Origin of the sequence: Brevibacillus laterosporus DSM 25 (genome assembly GCF_002706795.1) — a bacterium.
In the GTDB taxonomy this organism is placed as follows: domain Bacteria; phylum Bacillota; class Bacilli; order Brevibacillales; family Brevibacillaceae; genus Brevibacillus_B; species Brevibacillus_B laterosporus.
Genome location: NZ_CP017705.1, coordinates 4,395,109 through 4,416,487, shown reverse-complemented (window position 1 = coordinate 4,416,487; position 21,379 = coordinate 4,395,109). Strand labels below are relative to the sequence as shown.

Sequence of the window (21,379 nt, the reverse complement as noted above, 5' to 3'; positions counted from 1 at the left end):
GTTCTCGCCTGTACAGGATAGAGAACGCTTTTTGCTACGAAGTCAGAAGGAATGTGTCATCATCATCCTAACTACTATACTCCAAACAACCGTGACAAGTACGGATTAAGAAACAATCCATTCGGGTCCATCTGTCTTTGAATAGCTTTAAACTGATTCCACATAGGAAACCGTTCTTGTAAATCAGCAGTTGTTAATTCATGCAATTTCCCCCAATGTGGTCTTCCATCATATTTTAGAAAAATACGTTCCATTGCTTGAAAATAAGCCTCGTATGGCATTCCTTTGTACATATGCACCGCAATATACGCAGAATCTCGTTTGTAGGCCGGGCTGAGCCAGATATCATCTCCTTTTACATACCTGCATTCAATAGGAAAATGGACAGCGAAACGATGCTCTTGTAAGCATTCTCTGATCTCTTCCATCACCTCTTTCATTTTATCAGCAGGTACACTATACTCCATCTCACTAAATCGAACCCAGCGTGGTGTAGCAAACAGTTTATGACTAGCGCCCACTTCTTCAATATCAGGAACCGCTTTTGCAGAAAGTTTACTTATCGGGACACACAAATGCGGAAATAAACGACACCCCTCCGATAAAAACCAGAATAGGCCATTTTCAATACCAATTTTTTTAAACTGATTCCAAACACTATTTTTAGAAGCCGATTCTTGAGTGATTTGCATAAATTTTGCTTGTACCACATTCGTATGAACAAACCAGTAAAATTCGAAATGACGATGGTTATCAGTAAAGGTTGTCAAATTATTTAAACAATCGTTTAAATTCATTCGCTTACTTTTATAATGAATGTTGTATGCAAGTAGCACACGTAGCCTTACTTTGACAATGATCCCTAGCAATCCAAGAGAGACTTGCAATGCACGAAAAAGTTCAGGATGATAGGTTTCGGAGCATTCCAGTATATCACCCTGAGCCGTTACTACAGTTAAACCGACTACTTGCGTAGAAACACTCCCGAACTGAATCCCAGTCCCATGTGTTCCAGTGCTAATCGCTCCCCCAATGGACTGGGCATTAATGTCTCCTAAATTCTCTTGCGAATAGCCTCGTTCGTACAGTGATTCCCCCAAAAGCTTGAGTTTTGTCCCTGCCCAAACGGTGGCTGTTTGCTCTTCATCATCGATTGTTATCACACCCTGTAAATCATCTAATGATAAAAGAATTTGATCTGTTTCAACAAGTGCAGTAAAAGAATGTCCAGACCCGACTACACGGATCGTTTTCCCCTGTTGACTAGCTTCTTTTACAACTTGTACCACTTCCTCTAAGCTGGATGGATAAACCACTTGTTGTGGTGTGCTAGTAACTAACCCTGCCCAATTCTTCCATGATTGCATTGCCACTGCTCTCATAGAAAACACCTGCCCTCTCCCCGATACGTTATTGCTTCTCCTATCCTTTCCCCGTCGCGCAGCAAATGGAGAGTTGGAAAGCGTTCACATAATTCTCCTGCCTTACTATGCCGAAAAAAGATAGGATCTCCGATTGTAAGCTTTTGCACCCCTTCAAAACGTACAGGTGTTTGCACCTCTCCTGCTCCTTCTAAAAGTAATAACTTAGCTTGTGGTGGTAAGTAAGGAAGGGGGAGCTTTTCTTTCCCTACGGCCCCAGAGGCCACATACCCTCCCCCCATACAAGTATAGATATTGGGCTTAGGCTGTCGCACAATCTCAATAGCAAATCCAGCCGCTGGTTGTAAATGAAATTCTCTGTAGTAGTCAAATAGGGCAGGAGCGTAAAAACCAGAACCTACCGTTATTTCTGTCACTGCGTCTTCGTGGCACGTGGAGGTCATACTTCCGGTACCGCCTCCATTATGAAAGCGAATCGAAATATTACGTCGCTGCAACTCGTCATGTACACGGGTCCGCTTTTCCCTGATAGAGCGAATCGAACGTTTTTTTAGATAAGAGATGAAACCATTTTTGATACCTTGCCTAGGCATGTTATCACCAACTCCAGCAATTTGAGCTTCATAACTCATCATTCCATCCAAGACAAGCCAAGGGCTGGTTACAATTCTTTCGACCAGCTGTATCACTTGCTCGAACGTACGCAAAGGAGATCGATACACACCAAAATGCAGACTAAAAAAAGAGTCAGAGGCATCCATATCCACACAAAGCAACAAGGGGGTATGTAATTGTTTTGCCACCTCTTCCACCAAACAAACATGCTCCAAGGAGTCGACCATTAGAGTAATTTGTGCACCTTGCTGTACAGCTCGTGTAATCTGGAGTAACGAAGATTTGTCCACCACAGGATAGCCAAGTAACAGATCATTAAACCCGTTCTCCCACAAAAACAATGCTTCTGAAGCGGTAAAACACATGATTCCTTGGATCAAAGCGTCATAATCCAAAATATAGCGTAGCATAGGGATAGAACGAATTGACTTACTGGCAATTCGAATACGTTTCCCATTGCTCCTAGCTACAATTGCGGCAATATTTTGATCCAATAAATCAAGATCAATATAGGCATATGGCATAGATATGTTAGCGAAAGCTTTTCGGTAATGTAGATATCTACTTGTCGTCTCGTACAGAAATCTCACTTCCTTTATCATTTATATGAAAATGTATTTCTATTCAGTATATTCAACTGCTAAAAGATCTAAAACTAGTGGACTAAAGAAACGAAAAAGGTTTGATTTTTCTTGAGCTCCATAGACTATCCTTCCATTACTCCAATCATCAGCTACACTTTTCTGCCCCAACATACAAAAAGCAGCCATCCTCTCAAAAGAGAAAATGACTGCCTTTTACCTTAATGAAGCTGTAACGCTAGCAATACAAAATATAGGAAAAACATAAGCGAGATGATCAAAAGAGGCAAAGGAATTTCTTTTCTTCTGCCCATCGCCAGTTTAACAATTGGATACGCCATAAATCCGAAAGCAATTCCATCCGCTATACTTGCTGTAAATGGAATCAGCACAATGATCAAGAACGCTGGCAAGCCTTCTGACATGTCAGTGAACTTGATTTGATTGACGCTTTGCATCATTAGGCTACCAACTAGAATTAAGATGGGAGCAATCGCCGTATCCGGCACGTAACGAATGACAGGAATGCAGAAGATCGAGATCAAGAATAGAATCCCTACCGTAATGGCTGTAATTCCTGTTTTCCCACCAGCAGCAATTCCTGCAGAGCTTTCGGCTGAAGATACGGTTGGACTCGTACCAAACAATCCGGATAGCATAGCTGAAATTGAATTTGCTTGGAAAGTCCGAGCAAATTTACTTTCTGGAACCATGCTGTGCAAAAGCCCCATATTTTCAAAAACAATGACCATCGTTAACGGAAACACAGCCAACCAAAATCCAGTAGTGACTATGCCATCAAACGAAAGGGCTCCGAAGACAGTTAGGTAAGTTGAGAAGGAGAAATCGCTCCCCTGACTGGTACCACCTACTGTCCCAAGTGCAATAGCAATCAGCGTATTAATAATGATACTGATTAAAAAGCTTCCTTTTACATTGCGTAAAAACAGCACGACGGCAATTACCAAGCTGACTAATCCCAGTACTACCTTGGTATCCCCTAAATCACCTAGAGCAATAAACGTAGATGGATTAGGTACGATTAAGCCGCCTTTTTGCAAACCAATAAAGGTAAGAAACAACCCGATTCCAACCGTCATTCCTTCTTTTAGAGACAGTGGGATGCTCTTCGCTAAGATTTTGGCAACTGGAGTAAAAGCAATCACGATAAACAAAACACCTGACATGAATACAACTGCCAAAGCGCTATCCCATGACAATCCCATAGATTTAACGATCGTGTAAGAGAAAAACGCATTAATGCCCATACCAGGAACAAGTGCTACAGGTGCATTCGCCCAAAAACCCATGATCAAGCATCCAATGAAGGAGATTAGGATCGTGGCTACAATACCTGCTTCCAATGGAATACCTGCATCCGATAAGATCATCGAATTAACGGCAATAATGTAGACAGCGGTGAAAAACGTGGTTAAACCAGCCAAAATTTCGTTGCGAACCGTTGTTTGATGACCTTTTACATCAAATCTTTTACGAAAAAATGAGTACAAAATAGATTCCCTTCTTTAAGCAAAACAACCCCTCGGCCCACCCGTGCCAATTTACCCTAAAAATCTGGGCAAGACACCTTTCCCTATAGTAGCAAAAAGAGCGAAAAAGAGTAAATAGGAAAATGTAAAAATGTGCACGAAGGTGAAGGAATTGATGCTTATTTTATGTGTAATTGAAATACATATCTCGCTCATGTTATAAAATTTTCCATTTTCCTACCCCTCAGAGACAGACACTCCCTTTAGCATTTGTTGTTCACCCTTATAAAACCCACACTTTTATCTCCCTAGCTTTTTTTCTATATTATCGTCTTTCTCTATTCATGTATCCATCCGACACGGACAAGGTCAGACTTTCGACTATTTACTTTCATAAAGGATTTATATGATGTATGCATGTTTTCACCTTTTTACAGCTATATAACCCATTTCAACCCCAAAAAAGCAAGCTACGATACGATTTATACATTCATTATGTATAATTATACTAATTTGTATTTTTATACATCCTTATTCACTTCTTGTATACTACAAGTAAAACCTCTTTTATTCCGATATCCACCTTATTGTTTTGATGTTTAACCAAGATAAAACCATACCGATTGTAATGTTTACTATTAATAAAAAACCGAATTTGTTCTATTCTTTTTTCAGAATGTACAAAATTTTATTGACTTATCACTTTGAGCTTCTTACAATAAAACAAACTTTCATTTTCATCAAGAGTGGTGGAGGGACTGGCCCGACGAAGCCCGGCAACCGGAACGTAGTGTTCTAGGTGCTAAATCCTGCAGAATCCGAAAGGTTCTGAGAGATGAATGTATGCGAATTTGTAAACGCAGCCTTCCTCTACTCAGAGGAGGGCTTTTTGTTGTAGGTGCCTACCTTCTCTGCCTGTACTGCAAACCTTTTTACCCAAAAGAATCACCGTACTTTACATTGAAAAGGAGTGGTTTTTAATGTCAAATCTACATTGGAAAAGAGAAACGCTAGCCCTTCACGGAGGTCAAGAGGCAGACCCGACTACTGGAGCTCTCGCAGTCCCCATCTATCAAACATCATCCTATGAGTTTCGCGATACCAGCCATGCAGCCAATCTATTTTCGTTGCGGGAGCCTGGGAACATATACACCCGCATCATGAATCCTACACAGGATGTTTTTGAGAAGCGTGTTGCTCTCTTAGAAGGTGGTATCGGTGCATTGGCTACTGCATCTGGTCAAGCCGCCATTACATTTGCCCTGTTAAATATCGTTCAAGCTGGTGATGAAATCATCTCTTCGAACAGTTTATATGGAGGAACCTACAACCTATTTGCCCACACATTTGCCAAGCTAGGTATTACGGTTCATTTTGTTGATCAATCCAACCCAGATCATTTCCGTTCAAAGATTACGGACAAAACCAAAGCCTTCTTCTGCGAAACGATTGGTAATCCCCAGATGCACGTTGCTGATCTATCCGCCATTGCTACCATAGCTCATGAATATGGATTACCTCTTCTGGTTGACAATACCTTTGCCTCCCCTATCTTGTGCCGACCTATTGAACACGGAGCAGATATCGTTATTCATTCTGCTACCAAATTCATTGGTGGTCACGGCACATCTATCGGGGGAATTATTGTCGATTCCGGTAATTTCGATTGGAGTAATGGCAAATTCCCTGGGCTTTCTACACCAGACCCTACCTACAATGGAATCGTTTATACAGAGGCTGTTGGCAATGCTGCTTATATCGTAAAAGCTCGTGTACAGCTACAGCGAGATGTGGGAGCTACCTTATCTCCTTTTAACTCCTTTTTATTCTTACAAGGCTTAGAAACTCTCCATTTACGTATGGAACGGCATAGTCAAAATGCTCTTGCTGCCGCTCAATATTTAGAAAAACATACCGATGTCGAGTGGGTTAGCTATCCAGGACTTGCTAGCTCCCCTACCTACGAACTTAATCAGCACTATTTACCAGATGGTCATGGAGCTCTTTTGACCTTTGGAATCAAAGGCGGAGTAGAAGCTGGCAAAAAATTAATTGAATCTGTTCAGTTGTTCTCTCATTTGGCTAATGTAGGAGACTCCAAATCATTGATCATTCATCCAGCTAGTACCACACATCTACAACTCTCTCTGGAAGAACAAGCTAAGGCGGGTGTGACTCCTGGGATGATCCGTCTTTCCGTAGGTACAGAATCAATTGATGATATCTTGCACGATTTAGAGCAGGCAATTCAAAAAGCTGTGGAAACGGTACAAGTATAAGCTTGATTACAAGGTCCAGCACAATTGAAAGATAAAACCCAAAGGTCATAATACTGAAAAAACCCTTCTAAAGCCTTGTTATTCAAAGAAATCTCTGCTCTTTTCTTCATGCAAAAAGGCGTGCTTCCCTGTTGAGAGCTGCACGCCTTTTTTCTATATGTAAGATGATATTTTGACTTTTGTCCTATCTTACTTTTTAGATACCTGAACATATGAGGTTTGTTTCACCGTGTACGTATCTTCTAGCGTTTTTTCTTTTATGACGCCTAGCTTGATCAAACTATTTACTTTTGCCACATCCACTTTGGATATCAGCCGCCATATTTGCGGGTCTTCCACAACTTTAAGTAGGTTCTCCTCATTAAACTCTTTCTTCTCTTGTCGACTAATTCTCAGACGATACTCTCCTACCTCAACCACACACGGTTCAGGGTAAACTGCCAACAGTATGCGTCTTACCTCTTCCAGTTCCTCTTCTAGCTTTTTTTGCTGTTGTTTGATCGCAAAATACCGAGCAATTGTAGCTTCCATGTGCCCCTCTCCTTTCATTCTGACAACAATGTATGTAGAAAGGTCGCACATAAGAACTGAACAAGAGAAAGTTATCATACCTTTGCTTTTATTTCGAATATTTCTTCCAATATCTTCTTCCGCACATTACGACAACTAACACCAGAAAGAAACTAACGATACTAATGATATTTTTTGCAAAGCCTTCTTTAATAAATAGATTCAGGATAAATGTAGACCCAACAATCAGCAACAATAAATTTTGCGAGTGTTTCCCAATAAAGTTCAATCACTCTCTCCTCCATGTTTATAATTATCATTACGCTTACACTAGCCTATCTCCTCATTGTACCATATTTATCATGTTACTTCCCGATCAAGACAAATACATTGCCATCCGGCGCTTCCATAATAGCTACATGACCACCTAATGAGTTGGAGAATGGTGTGCGAATCCACTGAATGGATGGCTCGTCTTTCCACTGTTCATAGAATGCACTGACATCCTCCACAATAATTTCTGGCTCGATGAAATTTAATTCAGGATTATTTTTTAAAACAAGTTCTGCATGACCTTCTCCAAATCCCATACCTACTAGCTTCCATGGTTTACCTGGAATTTGCTCGACCTCCCATTTCTTTACTAACCCCATTTTCTCATAGAAAATAATGGATGATTCCAAGTCCTTCGTATAAATTGCAAGGCATTGTAATTTCTTAAACATTTTTTCTCCTCCTTTCTGAGTCAATTCTAGCCTTGAATAGTGACATTTCCTGACACTGTTTATGAAACAGTTGAGTTTTTTTATAAAACGAGTACTAAAAATGGTTGCTTATCAAAAAATGCCAAAAAGCCAACCCGTAAGAAGTTGGCTTTTTAGCAAAAATGTTAAAAATAAGGACGTTAAAAAAATAGAAAATGATAGACTAAGCGAACGCTTTTACGAGATCAATTAATAAAGGGATTACTGCTCCAATGAATTGTAGTACAGCGATTGCGATGCTCATAATATCTCCCCCTTGGGTAAAATAGAAAATCACTTTCTACTAATGATAATAACCCATATTTTGAAAAAAATCTAGCAAAATTTGCCTAATTCGATAAAAATGTGTACACAAATTGAACAGTTTGAATTTATATATATATATATGATCATTATATGAATATCATAAAATAGTATGGTAATCCCTCTCCTAATACAAATATAATCGGTATATACAGCATTGAATATTAGAATCAACAAATATTATAGTAGTAATGTACTCTTTTACAACTTACCTACCATCTGTGTTATCTTATTCATATATTCTTATCTTTCAAATTGTTTGTAAGGAGTTTAGATAAATGAACCGAGAAATTCAACAGTTTAAAGCAGAATTTTTTAAAGCGTTGGCCCATCCGTTGCGTATTCGAATCCTTGAAGTACTATGTGAAGGTGATAAAAACGTTAATGAACTTCAGACTATTTTAGGAACGGAAGGTTCTGCTGTGTCACAACAATTAGCTGTCCTTAGAAACAAGAATGTGGTTAGTGGCACGAAGGAAGGCACCTCTGTAATCTACTCCCTGCGAGATCCCCTTATTAAAGACCTTCTTAAGGTTTCCAAACAGATTTTTGATAATCATTTAGTAGACGCCATTTCACTACTGGAAAACATGCGAAATGAATAAACATCAAAAAAAACAAGAGAATCTTACATACAACAGGATTTTCTTGTTTTTTTGTTTGTAGACTAAATGTTTATGAAATAAATGAGCTCTTTTCCTACATTGACAAGAACGGATCAGCAGGTGTATATTCCCCTTATATTCAAATAATCAAATATACAAAAAAAGAAGGGTTCGAAATGAAGTTGTCGGGGAGATTTGAGAACTACAACGGTACTTATTTTCGACATGATCTCATATCAGGGTTAATTGTAGGTGTCATCGCCATTCCTTTAGGAATGGCTTTTGCTATTGCTGCTGGAGTTAATCCTCAATATGGAATTTACACAACAATTATTGCAGGTTTTTTTATTTCTTTATTTGGGGGGTCTAAGTTTCAGATCGGGGGTCCTACAGGAGCCTTTATTCCTATTTTATTTGCAATTGTCATGCAGTACGGGTATGAGAACTTACTAATTGCCGGTTTATTAGCTGGGGTAATGCTCATCCTGATGGGAATTTTTAGGCTAGGGGCACTTATCGCATTTATTCCACGCCCGGTCACCATTGGTTTTACCTCTGGCATAGCTGTCATTATTTTTACTGGGCAAATCTCAAATTTTTTGGGGTTAACAGAAATCCAAAGGCATCAAGACTTTCTTTCAAATATGAAGGAGCTCGGTATCCATCTGTCCACTATAAATCCATACAGCATTGTTACGGCGCTTCTTTGTTTCGCTATTCTTTTCATAACACCTAAGCTTTTTCCAAAGGTACCTGGATCACTCATCGGTCTGATCGTATCCAGCTTACTAGCAGCGTGGTTTTTTGAAGGGAAAGTAGCGACAATAGGTTCCACATATGGGGAAATTCCCAGTACCCTTCCCAGTTTTCATATACCTGATATCACCTGGGATCGAATTGTCCAGCTACTTCAGCCTGCCTTCGTAATTGCCTTACTCGGAGGGATTGAATCCCTCTTATCTGCGGTGGTGGCTGATGGAATGACTGGAAACCGCCATAAAAGCAATCGTGAGTTAATAGGGCAAGGGATTGCGAATATGATTACCCCTTTGTTTGGCGGAATCCCTGCAACTGGAGCCATCGCTCGTACAGCTACCAACATAAAAAGTGGTGCCAAGAGCCCGATTTCAGGGATGATTCATAGTCTAGTCGTGTTAATCGTGCTCATGTTGTTTGCTCCATGGGCTTCTTCAATTCCTTTAGCCAGCATGGCACCTATCTTAATGGTTGTCGCTTGGAACATGAGCGAACGTAGAGCATTTATCCATATCGTAAAAACAAAAACAAGTGATTCTCTTGTATTAGTAATCACTTTCTTTCTGACTGTACTAACCGATTTAGTAACTGCGGTCGAAGTAGGATTAATATTGGCAGTTATTCTGTTTGTGAAGCGAATGAGGGACATATTAACCGTCGCAAAGGTGTTACCTGATCCTACGGTAAAACACGAAAAAATGTCTCCTCATATGGTAAAGGAAGGACACGACTGTCCCCAAATAGCTATTTTTACCATAGAAGGAGCTCTATTCTTTGGTGCAGCTGCCATGTTTGAATCATCGATTATGGAAACCATACATTATCGCCCTAAGGTACTACTACTTAAAATGGCAAAGGTTCCTTTTATGGATACCACTGGTGAGTCTAACCTTGCGAATGTAGTCAACGATTTCACAAAAAATGGTGGGAAGGTTCTCATATCTGGCATTCAAGCTCAGCCTAAAGAAGTTTTGACAAAAACAGGCTTGGCACAGGTAATTGGTAAAGAGAACTTTTTTGAACATACAGGTGAAGCTATTGAGTACGCCTTAACTCAATTAGAACGTCAAAAATGCTTAGGATGTAAACATTTTAGCTTTCGTGAATGTACTGTATTATCAGACCCGAATGTAGGGAAGCAACAATCAGTTCTACCAATCAAACAATTTTCGGAACAATAAATTAGGAATGAAAGAACAGTAATTTTAGCTAAAGGACAGTTTTTTGAAATCAAAAAACTGTCCTTTTCCATTTATAACATGAACTTTTCAGTCTAGCTTTATGATTGAAAGCAAAAATTTATAAATATATCTACACCCTATACAGATCGAAAAATAGCGAAATTCCACGGATTTAGTAGATAACTTCCGAAAATAACGTCATTCCTTGGTTCTTCTAATTGATTGGTAAAATACACGTGATTCATTCCATGTTATAATAGAGCGTCATGTAAAAAATGTCGTACTGACGCTAAATTACGCGAATGGTGTCTTGTTTAGATACCTTTTGTTTGGACAAGCTTTTTCGAAAAAGATAACAAGTAAAAAGCTCCCTAACTACAAGGGACTGTCCTGATTTCTTGAATGGGAGGGAATGAAATGAATCAAAGCTATATGGAGCAAACAAAATCAGCTTCGGCAGCCGTGCGGCCATCAAAACAAAAACGACTAAGTGCACCCAAACGTAAAGGAATATTAGTCGCCGGTACTGTGCTACTCTGGGGTGGATTATGCTTTGGCGGCTTTCAGCTCGCGCATAGTTATATCACTACTTCACAGAGTTATCTGGACCAGCGCATTAGCATGGTGGAAGCCAAAAATGATGAGTTGATTAAGTTGATTGAAACACAAATGGGAAATGTACAGTCAGAGATGAATGGAATTAAAGAAGAATTAGCATTAACTGGTGAGACCATCTCTGGAACAGACAAAACGAAGCAAGCCCTGTCACAACGGATTACAACATTGGATAAACAATTGGCAGAACTGAAGGGCTCTCTGAAAAAACTGGAGGACGCTGCTCGTGCTTTCTAAGCTGAATCTGTTTTTTGCTTTATTGCTAGCTCCCCTTTGTGGGATTCTGCTTGCTTTTGCCGAGCCCTCACCCTTGGAAGCCAATATGGACAAGCTATCGTTAAAGAGCGCTCAACTCGCTGCTCATATTTCGGAGCTGGAAAAAGCCTCTAATGAAACGAAAGACATCTTGGCAAGTCTACGTAAAACGGCTGATCAGGATAAAAAAGAAGCAGAGCATTATCAGAAGCAACTTGATAACCTTGTAGCAGCTAGCAAAAATCAGACGAAGCAATCTACTGGATTAGTAGATGAAATCCTCGCTAATCTGTTAGGCGATCCGATTGGTCAAAACTTCGGTAAAAATTCACGAATTAAGGTGTACTCGCTTAAGGAAGCAGGATATAGCGGTTATATGGCAAAAGTCCATCTGTTTAACCCCAATGCGCTGAAAATGGTATTGGCAAACGATAGCATCTATAGTAGTGGGGAAACGACTAGTCATGCAGCGAAACGAAAAGGTGCCGTTTTAGCAGTTAATGCAGGTGGTTTTGATAAACGTAATGGCAAACTTGCTCCACTCGGTATTACAGTGGTAGATGGTCAGGTCAAGACATTTTCCAATAATCCGAATCTGAGTTTTGTGGGCTTTAACAAAAACGGTCGCTTGCACAGTGGACGTCTTACATCACAGGAGCAAGTGAAAAAGAACGGTATCATGCAGGGAGCCAGTTTCTTGCCAATCCTTCTGGAAAATGGTCAGAAAAAAACAATTCCAAAAGCATGGGCAAACCGTCGTGAACCACGTACACTGATCGGAAACTTTGAAAATGGAGACCTGTTATTTATTGTAATTGATGGACGAAATAAAGGCGGTAGCAAAGGCGTTACCTTAGAAGAAGCACAACGTAAATTGCTTGAATTCAAGGTACGGGACGCATACAACCTAGATGGTGGAAGTTCCAGTGTCTTTTACTATAATGGTAAAGTTTTAAACCACCCTTCTAGCGGACGTGAATTACCTTTGACTACTCATTTAGTGGTTCTTCCTTAACTTTTTCATTTTTGTAACTTGACGATTCATTAGAAAAACGCGTTCCTGGGCCCGATACCAAGCAGGAACGCGTTTTATTTTCACTTGTAGACCATCAATTATGCCCCGATAATCTGTTTTAGTAGTCGATCTGTGATTAATTGTAGTTTTTCAAAATCAACAGCCTGTTTGTTCTCATTAACGATTAGATCACGTAACGATTTAGCTTGAATTAAATGCTCCTTTGCTTGTTTGACTGTATGATTATATTTATCCAATATAGAACGTAATTGAAAAGCGTATTTTTCGTCCGTAAATGGAGTAATCGCTCGCTCATACATATCAATAACCCGATCGGAGGATCGGCTTGGAAGATACTCATGTGGAGCTGTACTATCAAAGATCGCTACATTAGCTTCCGGTAAAATGACCATGTCTAGGCTATTTGGGTCGAGTGCACAATGATAAATTTCCATATTAAATCCACGCTGTTTTGCTATCTGAACCACTTTTTTTAACATCGTAGACTTCCCTGATCCTGGGCGTCCTTTAATAAAGTACCGCACTACCTCTTCCGTTAAGCTCATAATATAATCGACATTGCCTCCTGGTGTAGCTGCACCAAAATAACATTCTTGCACACGCGATTCCTTCTCTAAAAAAACGTCTCCAAAAATCATTTGGCAGACTTCTTCTGCTGCCATATTGGCTTTTTCGAAATCTAGATTACTAATATAAATTCTCTCCCAATCATCATGGACAAACAAAGCATCACGATAGCAAGCATACGCTTCCTCTAATTCAGCCTCCATCTGCTCTTCGTATTCCTTATTCTTGTTTTCCGATTGGGTAAGTCGTGATGTATCACAAGCTTCTTTTATGTCAATAAGAGATAGTTTATAGGTTGTTTTGTTGGCAACTGCCTTTTCATAAATGTTTCCATCCATAATGGCGATTTGTTGGGTTGGCAATAGTAGAGCATCTATATCTTTTTGGTCCCATGGAGAATGAACTACTTGTATCTTACTTCCTTGTTCAGCCAATCTCTCTTGGATCGAATCAAGAACAGCCGACTTCCCAGTGCCGATTGGGCCGTCTATCAGGTACAGGTAATTTATATCTTGTAAAATGGAATCGTAAAAACTGTAATACCCTTTGGAGGTATAGACTGCTGCGAAAATATGGCGCACATGGTTTGGCATATGAAATCCCCCTCGTTCCTTGTCATAGACGAACAACACCCATACGTAACACACGGTTAGATGTCAGATAAATCCATCCCATCAACCTCCCGATCACTTTTCTTAGTCGTATCGGTTACTATACTATATGCAGGCTCATGCCTATGTGTGTTGAAAACATCCTTTACAATTTATAAATGATCGACTAAACTTATGCATGCATTCGTTCAATATTGAACAATTCAAACATAAACTATTTGTCAGATACGATAGAAATGGAGAATGAATACATAAAATGGGAGGTTAGGTATGAAACAATCCATTGAATTTCTGCAATCATTTTGGGCTATCAATCGAATCACATCCAAATTGACCCAACTAGATGCTGCCAACGCTGGCCTTACTTTACAACAATTAGCGATATTAAATGTCATTCGCTTTCATCCAGAGTTAAAAACACTAAAACAATTAACAGATCGTTTGTTAACAGCCAAAAGTACGTTGAGTATCTCTATAGATGGGCTAGTAGCGCTTGGTTATCTTACTAGAGAACCTTCTACGGAAGATAGACGTGAAATCATTTTGTCGTTAACACCCCAAGGGCACGAGTTATCTCAAACTATCAATAACCATTCTTCAGCTCATCATGTTATGGAAACTGCTTTAGAAAGCATGAACCCTGAAGATGTGGAAACCTTGCTCAGATTGCTTAAAACCTTACACACTCAACTGTATAGTTTGAAAGCAGAAGTACATTAGTCTAGATAGTACCAGCGTAGTATCAGCTACGTTGGTGCTATCTCAAATGGTAAGATAAAAATTAGAAGCGCTTATCATTAACCGAATATTCTATTGATTACCAGTAAACCTCTTCTGTTGCTTTTCACGTTATGTAGGTTTAAAAAGTGAAGCTTTTAAAAAAATTGCCCTCTCCCCTCAAGCCCCTATCAGCTTTAAACCCTTTCATTCACCCATTATTTTTTTGCTTCCTTAATTATATAGCTTGAAGATTTTACTTTGTCTCCTCTGTCCTTCCAAGAAACTCAACATTCTGGTGAAACGATCATTTTTCGTAAGACCTAGTTGTAAAATTATTTTTGCTAATATAAATTCTTTTGTAATCTCTGCTTTTTTATATTCTATAAGCTTTGATGAAATTGAGCTTTTTCATCTTTTTTTGCGGTTTTTATTTTCATATATTCTATTATTTTAGGTAATCCTTTTCTTTCAAAATTGGGGGTCAATCGAATGATACTTACCGTTCCCTTAATAGAAAGGGCAACATAAGATGTACTAGCACCAAGACCTTTTTCATGAAAGTGGTGGTTTAGTTGCCTTTTAGTAACAAAATTGTAAATGGTGATTTTGAAACGGGAACCCTGATCCCGTGGAGCTCTATAAACGTAGCCATTACAAATCTACAGAGTCACACCGGTTTTTTTAGTGCACGATTATTCGGAAATACAGCTAATAGTTTATTGTTTCAAGCAGTGCCTGTAACACCTGGAGATAGTTTTGAATTTTTACTATCCATCGCAAAATTAGGGAATTTAGTAAGCCCTCAAGTAAATATTGCACTTCTCTATTTAGATGTAACAGCTACCCCTGTTGGGATTGGACTTAATCTTACAATTCCCGTAGGTCACCTTCCAGATAACACAGCGGATATTTGGACTACAATCTATGAAACAACTTCTGTTGTACCAGCAACGGCGATTCAAGCTTTGCTCATTATTGAAAAAGTTCCTGGCCTAACTACTGCTGATGTAGTTGTTGATGACATCGAATTATTACAGACTAGTGGTGGTCCTACTGGTCCTACTGGTCCTACTGGTCCTACTGGTCCTACTGGTCCTACTGGTCCTACTGGTCCTACTGGCGCTACTGGCGCTACTGGCGCTACTGGCGCTACTGGTGCTACTGGCGCTACTGGTGCTACTGGTGCTACTGGCGCTACTGGCCCTACTGGTGCTACTGGCGCTACTGGCGCTACTGGTGCTACTGGCGCTACTGGCGCTACTGGTGCTACTGGCGCTACTGGCGCTACTGGTGCTACTGGGGACACCGGCCCTACTGGGGCTACCGGAGACACCGGCCCTACTGGGGCTACTGGAGACACCGGTGCTACTGGGGACACCGGCGCTACCGGCGCTACTGGCGCTACCGGTGACACTGGTGCTACTGGAGACACCGGCGCTACTGGGGACACCGGCGCTACTGGGGACACCGGCCCTACTGGGGACACCGGCGCTACTGGCGCTACCGGTGACACTGGCGCTACTGGCGCTACCGGTGACACTGGCGCTACTGGGGACACCGGCGCTACTGGAGACACCGGCGCTACTGGGGCTACTGGCGCTACCGGTGACACTGGCGCTACTGGGAACACCGGCGCTACTGGAGACACCGGCGCTACTGGAGACACCGGCCCTACTGGGGACACCGGCGCTACCGGAGACACTGGTGCTACTGGTGCTACTGGAGACACTGGCCCTACCGGAGACACTGGCCCTACTGGAGACACCGGCCCTACTGGAGACACTGGTGCTACTGGAGACACTGGCCCTACTGGAGACACTGGCCCTACTGGTGATACCGGCGCTACTGGAGATACTGGCCCTACCGGAGACACTGGCCCTACTGGTGATACCGGCGCTACTGGAGCGACTGGAGACACTGGCCCTACTGGAGACACTGGCCCTACCGGAGACACTGGCCCTACTGGTGATACCGGCGCTACCGGCGCTACTGGTGACACCGGCGCTACTGGTGCTACTGGAGACACTGGCGCTACCGGTCCTACTGGGGACACTGGCCCTACTGGAGACACCGGTGCTACTGGAGACACCGGCGCTACTGGAGACACCGGCGCTACTGGAGACACCGGCGCTACTGGAGACACCGGCGCTACCGGAGACACTGGCCCTACTGGGGACACCGGCGCTACCGGAGACACTGGTGCTACTGGAGACACTGGTGCTACTGGTGCTACTGGTGCTACTGGTGCTACTGGTGCTACTGGTGCTACTGGTGCTACTGGAGACACCGGCGCTACCGGTGACACTGGGGCGACTGGTGACACCGGCGCTACCGGAGACACTGGTGCTACTGGTGACACCGGCGCTACTGGAGACACCGGCGCTACTGGGGCGACTGGAGACACTGGTGCTACTGGAGACACCGGCGCTACTGGAGACACCGGCGCTACTGGAGATACCGGCGCTACTGGAGATACTGGCGCTACCGGTCCTACTGGGGACACTGGCCCTACTGGGGACACCGGCGCTACTGGCGCTACCGGAGACACTGGCGCTACCGGAGACACTGGCCCTACTGGTGACACCGGCGCTACTGGCGCTACCGGAGACACTGGTGCTACTGGTGACACCGGCGCTACCGGAGACACTGGCCCTACTGGTGATACCGGCGCTACTGGAGCGACTGGAGACACTGGCGCTACTGGAGACACCGGCGCTACCGGAGACACTGGCCCTACTGGTGACACCGGCGCTACTGGTGCTACTGGTGACACTGGCCCTACTGGTGCTACTGGTGACACTGGCCCTACTGGTGCTACTGGTGACACTGGCGCTACCGGTCCTACTGGGGACACTGGCCCTACTGGGGACACCGGTGCTACTGGAGACACCGGCGCTACTGGGGACACCGGCGCTACTGGGGACACCGGCGCTACTGGTGCTACCGGAGACACTGGCGCTACTGGGGACACCGGCGCTACTGGGGACACCGGCGCTACTGGTGCTACTGGTGCTACTGGCGCTACCGGTGACACTGGCCCTACTGGGAACACCGGCCCTACTGGTGACACCGGCCCTACTGGTGCTACTGGTGACACTGGTGCTACTGGTGACACTGGCCCTACTGGTGATACCGGCGCTACTGGAGATACTGGCGCTACCGGTCCTACTGGTGACACTGGCCCTACTGGTGACACCGGCGCTACCGGAGACACTGGTGCTACTGGCCCTACTGGTGATACCGGCGCTACTGGAGATACTGGCGCTACCGGTCCTACTGGGGACACTGGCCCTACTGGTGATACCGGCGCTACTGGAGATACTGGCGCTACCGGTCCTACTGGGGACACTGGCCCTACTGGAGACACCGGCGCTACTGGCGCTACCGGAGACACTGGCGCTACCGGAGACACTGGCGCTACTGGGGACACTGGCGCTACCGGAGACACTGGTGCTACTGGTGACACCGGCGCTACCGGAGACACTGGCCCTACTGGTGATACCGGCGCTACCGGAGACACTGGCGCTACCGGAGACACTGGCGCTACTGGGGACACTGGCGCTACCGGAGACACTGGTGCTACTGGTGACACCGGCGCTACCGGAGACACTGGCCCTACTGGTGATACCGGCGCTACTGGCGCTACTGGAGACACCGGCGCTACTGGAGACACCGGTGCTACTGGTGACACTGGTGCTACTGGTGACACCGGCGCTACTGGAGACACCGGCGCTACCGGAGACACTGGCCCTACTGGGGACACCGGCGCTACCGGAGACACTGGTGCTACTGGTGACACCGGCGCTACTGGAGACACCGGCGCTACTGGGGACACCGGCGCTACTGGTGCTACCGGTGACACTGGCCCTACTGGGGACACCGGCGCTACTGGCGCTACCGGAGACACTGGTGCTACTGGTGCTACTGGGGACACCGGTGCTACTGGAGACACTGGGGCTACTGGTGACACCGGCGCTACTGGAGACACCGGCCCTACTGGTGCTACTGGTGCTACTGGCGCTACCGGTGACACTGGCCCTACTGGGAACACCGGCGCTACTGGGGACACCGGCGCTACTGGAGACACCGGCGCTACCGGAGACACTGGCCCTACTGGTGACACCGGCGCTACCGGAGACACTGGTGCTACTGGTGCTACTGGAGACACCGGCGCTACTGGGGCGACTGGAGACACTGGTGCTACTGGTGACACTGGCGCTACTGGTGCTACTGGAGACACCGGCGCTACCGGAGACACTGGTGCTACTGGTGACACCGGCGCTACTGGAAACACCGGCGCTACTGGGGCGACTGGGGCGACTGGAGACACTGGTGCTACTGGAGACACCGGCGCTACTGGTGCTACTGGTGACACTGGTGCTACTGGAGACACTGGCCCTACTGGTGATACCGGCGCTACTGGAGATACTGGCGCTACCGGTCCTACTGGGGACACTGGCCCTACTGGTGACACTGGTGCTACTGGAGACACTGGCCCTACTGGTGATACCGGCGCTACTGGAGATACTGGCGCTACCGGTCCTACTGGGGACACTGGCCCTACTGGTGACACTGGTGCTACTGGAGACACTGGCCCTACTGGTGATACCGGCGCTACTGGAGATACTGGCGCTACCGGTCCTACTGGGGACACTGGCCCTACTGGTGACACCGGCGCTACTGGCGCTACCGGAGACACTGGTGCTACTGGTGACACCGGCGCTACCGGAGACACTGGCCCTACTGGTGATACCGGCGCTACTGGAGCGACTGGAGACACTGGCGCTACTGGAGACACCGGCGCTACCGGAGACACTGGCCCTACTGGGAACACCGGCGCTACCGGAGACACTGGCCCTACTGGGGACACCGGCGCTACTGGCGCTACCGGAGACACTGGTGCTACTGGTGCTACTGGTGACACCGGTGCTACTGGTGACACTGGGGCTACTGGTGACACCGGCGCTACTGGAGACACCGGCCCTACTGGTGCTACTGGTGCTACTGGCGCTACCGGTGACACTGGCCCTACTGGGAACACCGGCGCTACTGGGGACACCGGCGCTACTGGAGACACCGGCGCTACCGGAGACACTGGCCCTACTGGTGACACCGGCGCTACCGGAGACACTGGTGCTACTGGTGACACCGGCGCTACTGGAGACACCGGCGCTACTGGGGACACCGGCGCTACTGGTGCTACCGGAGACACTGGCGCTACTGGGGACACCGGCGCTACTGGGGCTACCGGAGACACTGGTGCTACTGGTGACACCGGCGCTACTGGGGCTACTGGTGACACCGGCGCTACTGGGGCTACTGGTGACACCGGCGCTACCGGAGACACTGGTGCTACTGGTGCTACTGGAGACACCGGCGCTACTGGGGCGACTGGAGACACTGGTGCTACTGGTGACACTGGCCCTACTGGGGACACCGGCGCTACTGGCGCTACCGGAGACACTGGTGCTACTGGTGCTACTGGGGACACCGGTGCTACTGGTGACACTGGGGCTACTGGAGACACCGGCGCTACTGGAGACACCGGCCCTACTGGTGCTACTGGCGCTACCGGTGACACTGGCCCTACTGGGAACACCGGCGCTACTGGGGACACCGGCGCTACTGGAGACACCGGCGCTACCGGAGACACTGGCCCTACTGGTGACACCGGCGCTACCGGAGACACTGGTGCTACTGGTGACACCGGCGCTACTGGAGACACCGGCGCTACTGGGGACACCGGCGCTACTGGTGCTACCGGAGACACTGGCGCTACTGGGGACACCGGCGCTACTGGGGCTACCGGAGACACTGGTGCTACTGGTGACACCGGCGCTACTGGGGCTACTGGTGACACCGGCGCTACCGGAGACACTGGTGCTACTGGTGCTACTGGAGACACCGGCGCTACTGGGGCGACTGGAGACACTGGTGCTACTGGTGACACTGGCCCTACTGGTGATACCGGCGCTACTGGAGATACTGGCGCTACCGGTCCTACTGGGGACACTGGCCCTACTGGTGACACCGGCGCTACTGGGGCTACTGGTGACACCGGCGCTACTGGGGCTACTGGAGACACTGGTGCTACTGGAGACACTGGCCCTACTGGTGATACCGGCGCTACTGGTGCTACCGGTCCTACTGGTGACACCGGCGCTACCGGTGACACTGGTGCTACTGGAGACACCGGCGCTACTGGTGCTACTGGAGACACTGGCGCTACCGGTGCTACTGGTGACACTGGCCCTACCGGCCCTACCGGTCCTACTGGCCCAGCTGGAGTATTCTCTCCTGCGTACGGTTTCTTCCAGCTAAGCAAGACTATGTTAATACCTTCAAATGAAGCTATACCTTTTGACACTATTGGTCCTGCTATTGGAGGAGTTTCACTAGTTAATTCAGATTCTATCCACATTGCTCAAGGAGGAGACTATTCCATTTACTTCCTCGTAGCAGTGATGCCAATCAGCACATTGCAACCAGAGTATATTGAAGTTGGCTTAATGATAAATAACAAGGAAATCCCTGACTTTAAAACATCTACCGTAGCTACAAATAGTGATTCTGCAAATTCTGCTATACAAATTTCAAGTGAAGCTATTGTTTCAATCCCAGCTAACACAACACTTCAACTTAGAAATTTACAGAATAATGCTTTCACTATCAATAGTAGTAGCGTAAGTGGAGTTACAATTAAAATCATTAAATTAAACTAATCATTTGAATTGGAAAGGCGATTATGTCGCCTTTCCTTTTTGTTATAAACTGGAAATTAATTGATGTTATCATTTATCCTTCAAAGAGGAAAACCCACCACCTGATTTCACCTCTCTTTCCCTTTCCTTTCAGATTGGCTCATGAATCAATTTAACATTTCTTGACAAGACACATCTGCTAAACTATATTAAAGAGAATGTAATTCGAAAGGGTGAACAAAAGTCCAATGATCAACTAATCCTATTTGAAAAAGAAAATTTCGTACAATACGAAACACTTTCTAGATAGGATTAGTCCGGGCTTTTTTATATTAGCAGAAATAATTACACCCTTTATTAGGTGTATTATTTCTGTCCATGATTAGTCAACCTCCTCCTATCCAGAAA

The 21,379-nt window shown here is 45.3% G+C and carries 13 protein-coding genes and 1 riboswitch; of the genes, 7 read left to right on the top strand and 6 right to left on the bottom strand.

Annotation, left to right across the window (positions count from 1 at the left end):
* Nucleotides 1-74: 74 nt before the first annotated feature.
* The 3 genes from BrL25_RS21135 to BrL25_RS21125 all read right to left on the bottom strand — a co-directional run bounded on the left by BrL25_RS21135 (nucleotide 75) and on the right by BrL25_RS21125 (nucleotide 4,089).
* Entirely contained in the window at nucleotides 75-1,382 is a 1,308-nt protein-coding gene (locus BrL25_RS21135) for a D-arabinono-1,4-lactone oxidase (protein ID WP_026315356.1), read from the bottom strand.
* The gene (locus tag BrL25_RS21130; RefSeq protein ID WP_099327281.1) at nucleotides 1,379-2,599 is read right to left on the bottom strand and encodes an amino acid deaminase/aldolase; all 1,221 of its coding nucleotides are present in this window, start codon (nucleotides 2,597-2,599) and stop codon (nucleotides 1,379-1,381) included. The genes BrL25_RS21135 and BrL25_RS21130 overlap by 4 nt, the downstream gene beginning before the upstream one ends.
* A 200-nt stretch (nucleotides 2,600-2,799) precedes the next feature.
* Nucleotides 2,800-4,089 carry an NCS2 family permease gene (locus tag BrL25_RS21125; RefSeq protein ID WP_018674005.1) on the bottom strand — a complete coding sequence of 430 codons (1,290 nt, stop codon included), beginning with the start codon at nucleotides 4,087-4,089 and terminating at the stop codon, nucleotides 2,800-2,802.
* 713 nt (nucleotides 4,090-4,802) lie between these two features.
* A riboswitch (SAM riboswitch) is annotated at nucleotides 4,803-4,910 on the top strand.
* A 138-nt stretch (nucleotides 4,911-5,048) separates the two neighbouring features.
* Here BrL25_RS21125 and BrL25_RS21120 point away from each other — a divergent pair.
* Nucleotides 5,049-6,347 (top strand): homocysteine synthase, encoded by a 1,299-nt coding sequence (locus tag BrL25_RS21120; protein ID WP_018674006.1) that lies wholly within the window; start codon nucleotides 5,049-5,051, stop codon nucleotides 6,345-6,347.
* A gap of 189 nt (nucleotides 6,348-6,536) precedes the next feature.
* On the opposite strand, the gene BrL25_RS21115 is transcribed toward BrL25_RS21120, so the two are convergent.
* Nucleotides 6,537-6,878 carry a hypothetical protein gene (locus BrL25_RS21115; RefSeq protein WP_018674007.1) on the bottom strand — a complete coding sequence of 114 codons (342 nt, stop codon included), beginning with the start codon at nucleotides 6,876-6,878 and terminating at the stop codon, nucleotides 6,537-6,539.
* 344 nt (nucleotides 6,879-7,222) lie between these two features.
* Nucleotides 7,223-7,582 (bottom strand): VOC family protein, encoded by a 360-nt coding sequence (locus BrL25_RS21105; RefSeq protein WP_018674009.1) that lies wholly within the window; start codon nucleotides 7,580-7,582, stop codon nucleotides 7,223-7,225.
* 620 nt (nucleotides 7,583-8,202) lie between these two features.
* Between BrL25_RS21105 and BrL25_RS21100 the strand changes: the two genes are divergently transcribed.
* The 4 genes from BrL25_RS21100 (at nucleotide 8,203) to BrL25_RS21085 (ending at nucleotide 12,351) form a co-directional block, all read left to right on the top strand.
* Nucleotides 8,203-8,529 carry an ArsR/SmtB family transcription factor gene (locus BrL25_RS21100; protein WP_018674010.1) on the top strand — a complete coding sequence of 109 codons (327 nt, stop codon included), beginning with the start codon at nucleotides 8,203-8,205 and terminating at the stop codon, nucleotides 8,527-8,529.
* A gap of 176 nt (nucleotides 8,530-8,705) precedes the next feature.
* On the top strand, nucleotides 8,706-10,466 hold the full coding sequence (locus tag BrL25_RS21095; protein WP_018674011.1) for a SulP family inorganic anion transporter: 1,761 nt from the start codon (nucleotides 8,706-8,708) through the stop codon (nucleotides 10,464-10,466).
* Between the two features lie 417 nt (nucleotides 10,467-10,883).
* Nucleotides 10,884-11,318: a hypothetical protein gene (locus tag BrL25_RS21090; protein ID WP_018674012.1), complete on the top strand. Its 435-nt coding sequence runs from the start codon at nucleotides 10,884-10,886 to the stop codon at nucleotides 11,316-11,318.
* Nucleotides 11,308-12,351, top strand: a complete 1,044-nt coding sequence (locus BrL25_RS21085) for a phosphodiester glycosidase family protein (RefSeq protein ID WP_018674013.1) — start codon at nucleotides 11,308-11,310, stop codon at nucleotides 12,349-12,351. Before BrL25_RS21090 ends, BrL25_RS21085 begins: the two co-directional genes overlap by 11 nt.
* A 98-nt stretch (nucleotides 12,352-12,449) precedes the next feature.
* Here BrL25_RS21085 and BrL25_RS21080 read toward each other — a convergent pair whose 3' ends face one another.
* Nucleotides 12,450-13,532 (bottom strand): hypothetical protein, encoded by a 1,083-nt coding sequence (locus BrL25_RS21080; RefSeq protein ID WP_018674014.1) that lies wholly within the window; start codon nucleotides 13,530-13,532, stop codon nucleotides 12,450-12,452.
* Between the two features lie 288 nt (nucleotides 13,533-13,820).
* Between BrL25_RS21080 and BrL25_RS21075 the strand changes: the two genes are divergently transcribed.
* Both BrL25_RS21075 and BrL25_RS21070 read left to right on the top strand, forming a co-directional pair.
* Complete coding sequence (locus BrL25_RS21075) at nucleotides 13,821-14,270, top strand: MarR family winged helix-turn-helix transcriptional regulator (protein ID WP_018674015.1); 450 nt, start codon at nucleotides 13,821-13,823, stop codon at nucleotides 14,268-14,270.
* A 572-nt stretch (nucleotides 14,271-14,842) separates the two neighbouring features.
* Entirely contained in the window at nucleotides 14,843-20,992 is a 6,150-nt protein-coding gene (locus BrL25_RS21070) for an NTTRR-F1 domain (protein WP_099327280.1), read from the top strand.
* The last annotated feature ends 387 nt before the right edge of the window (nucleotides 20,993-21,379 follow it).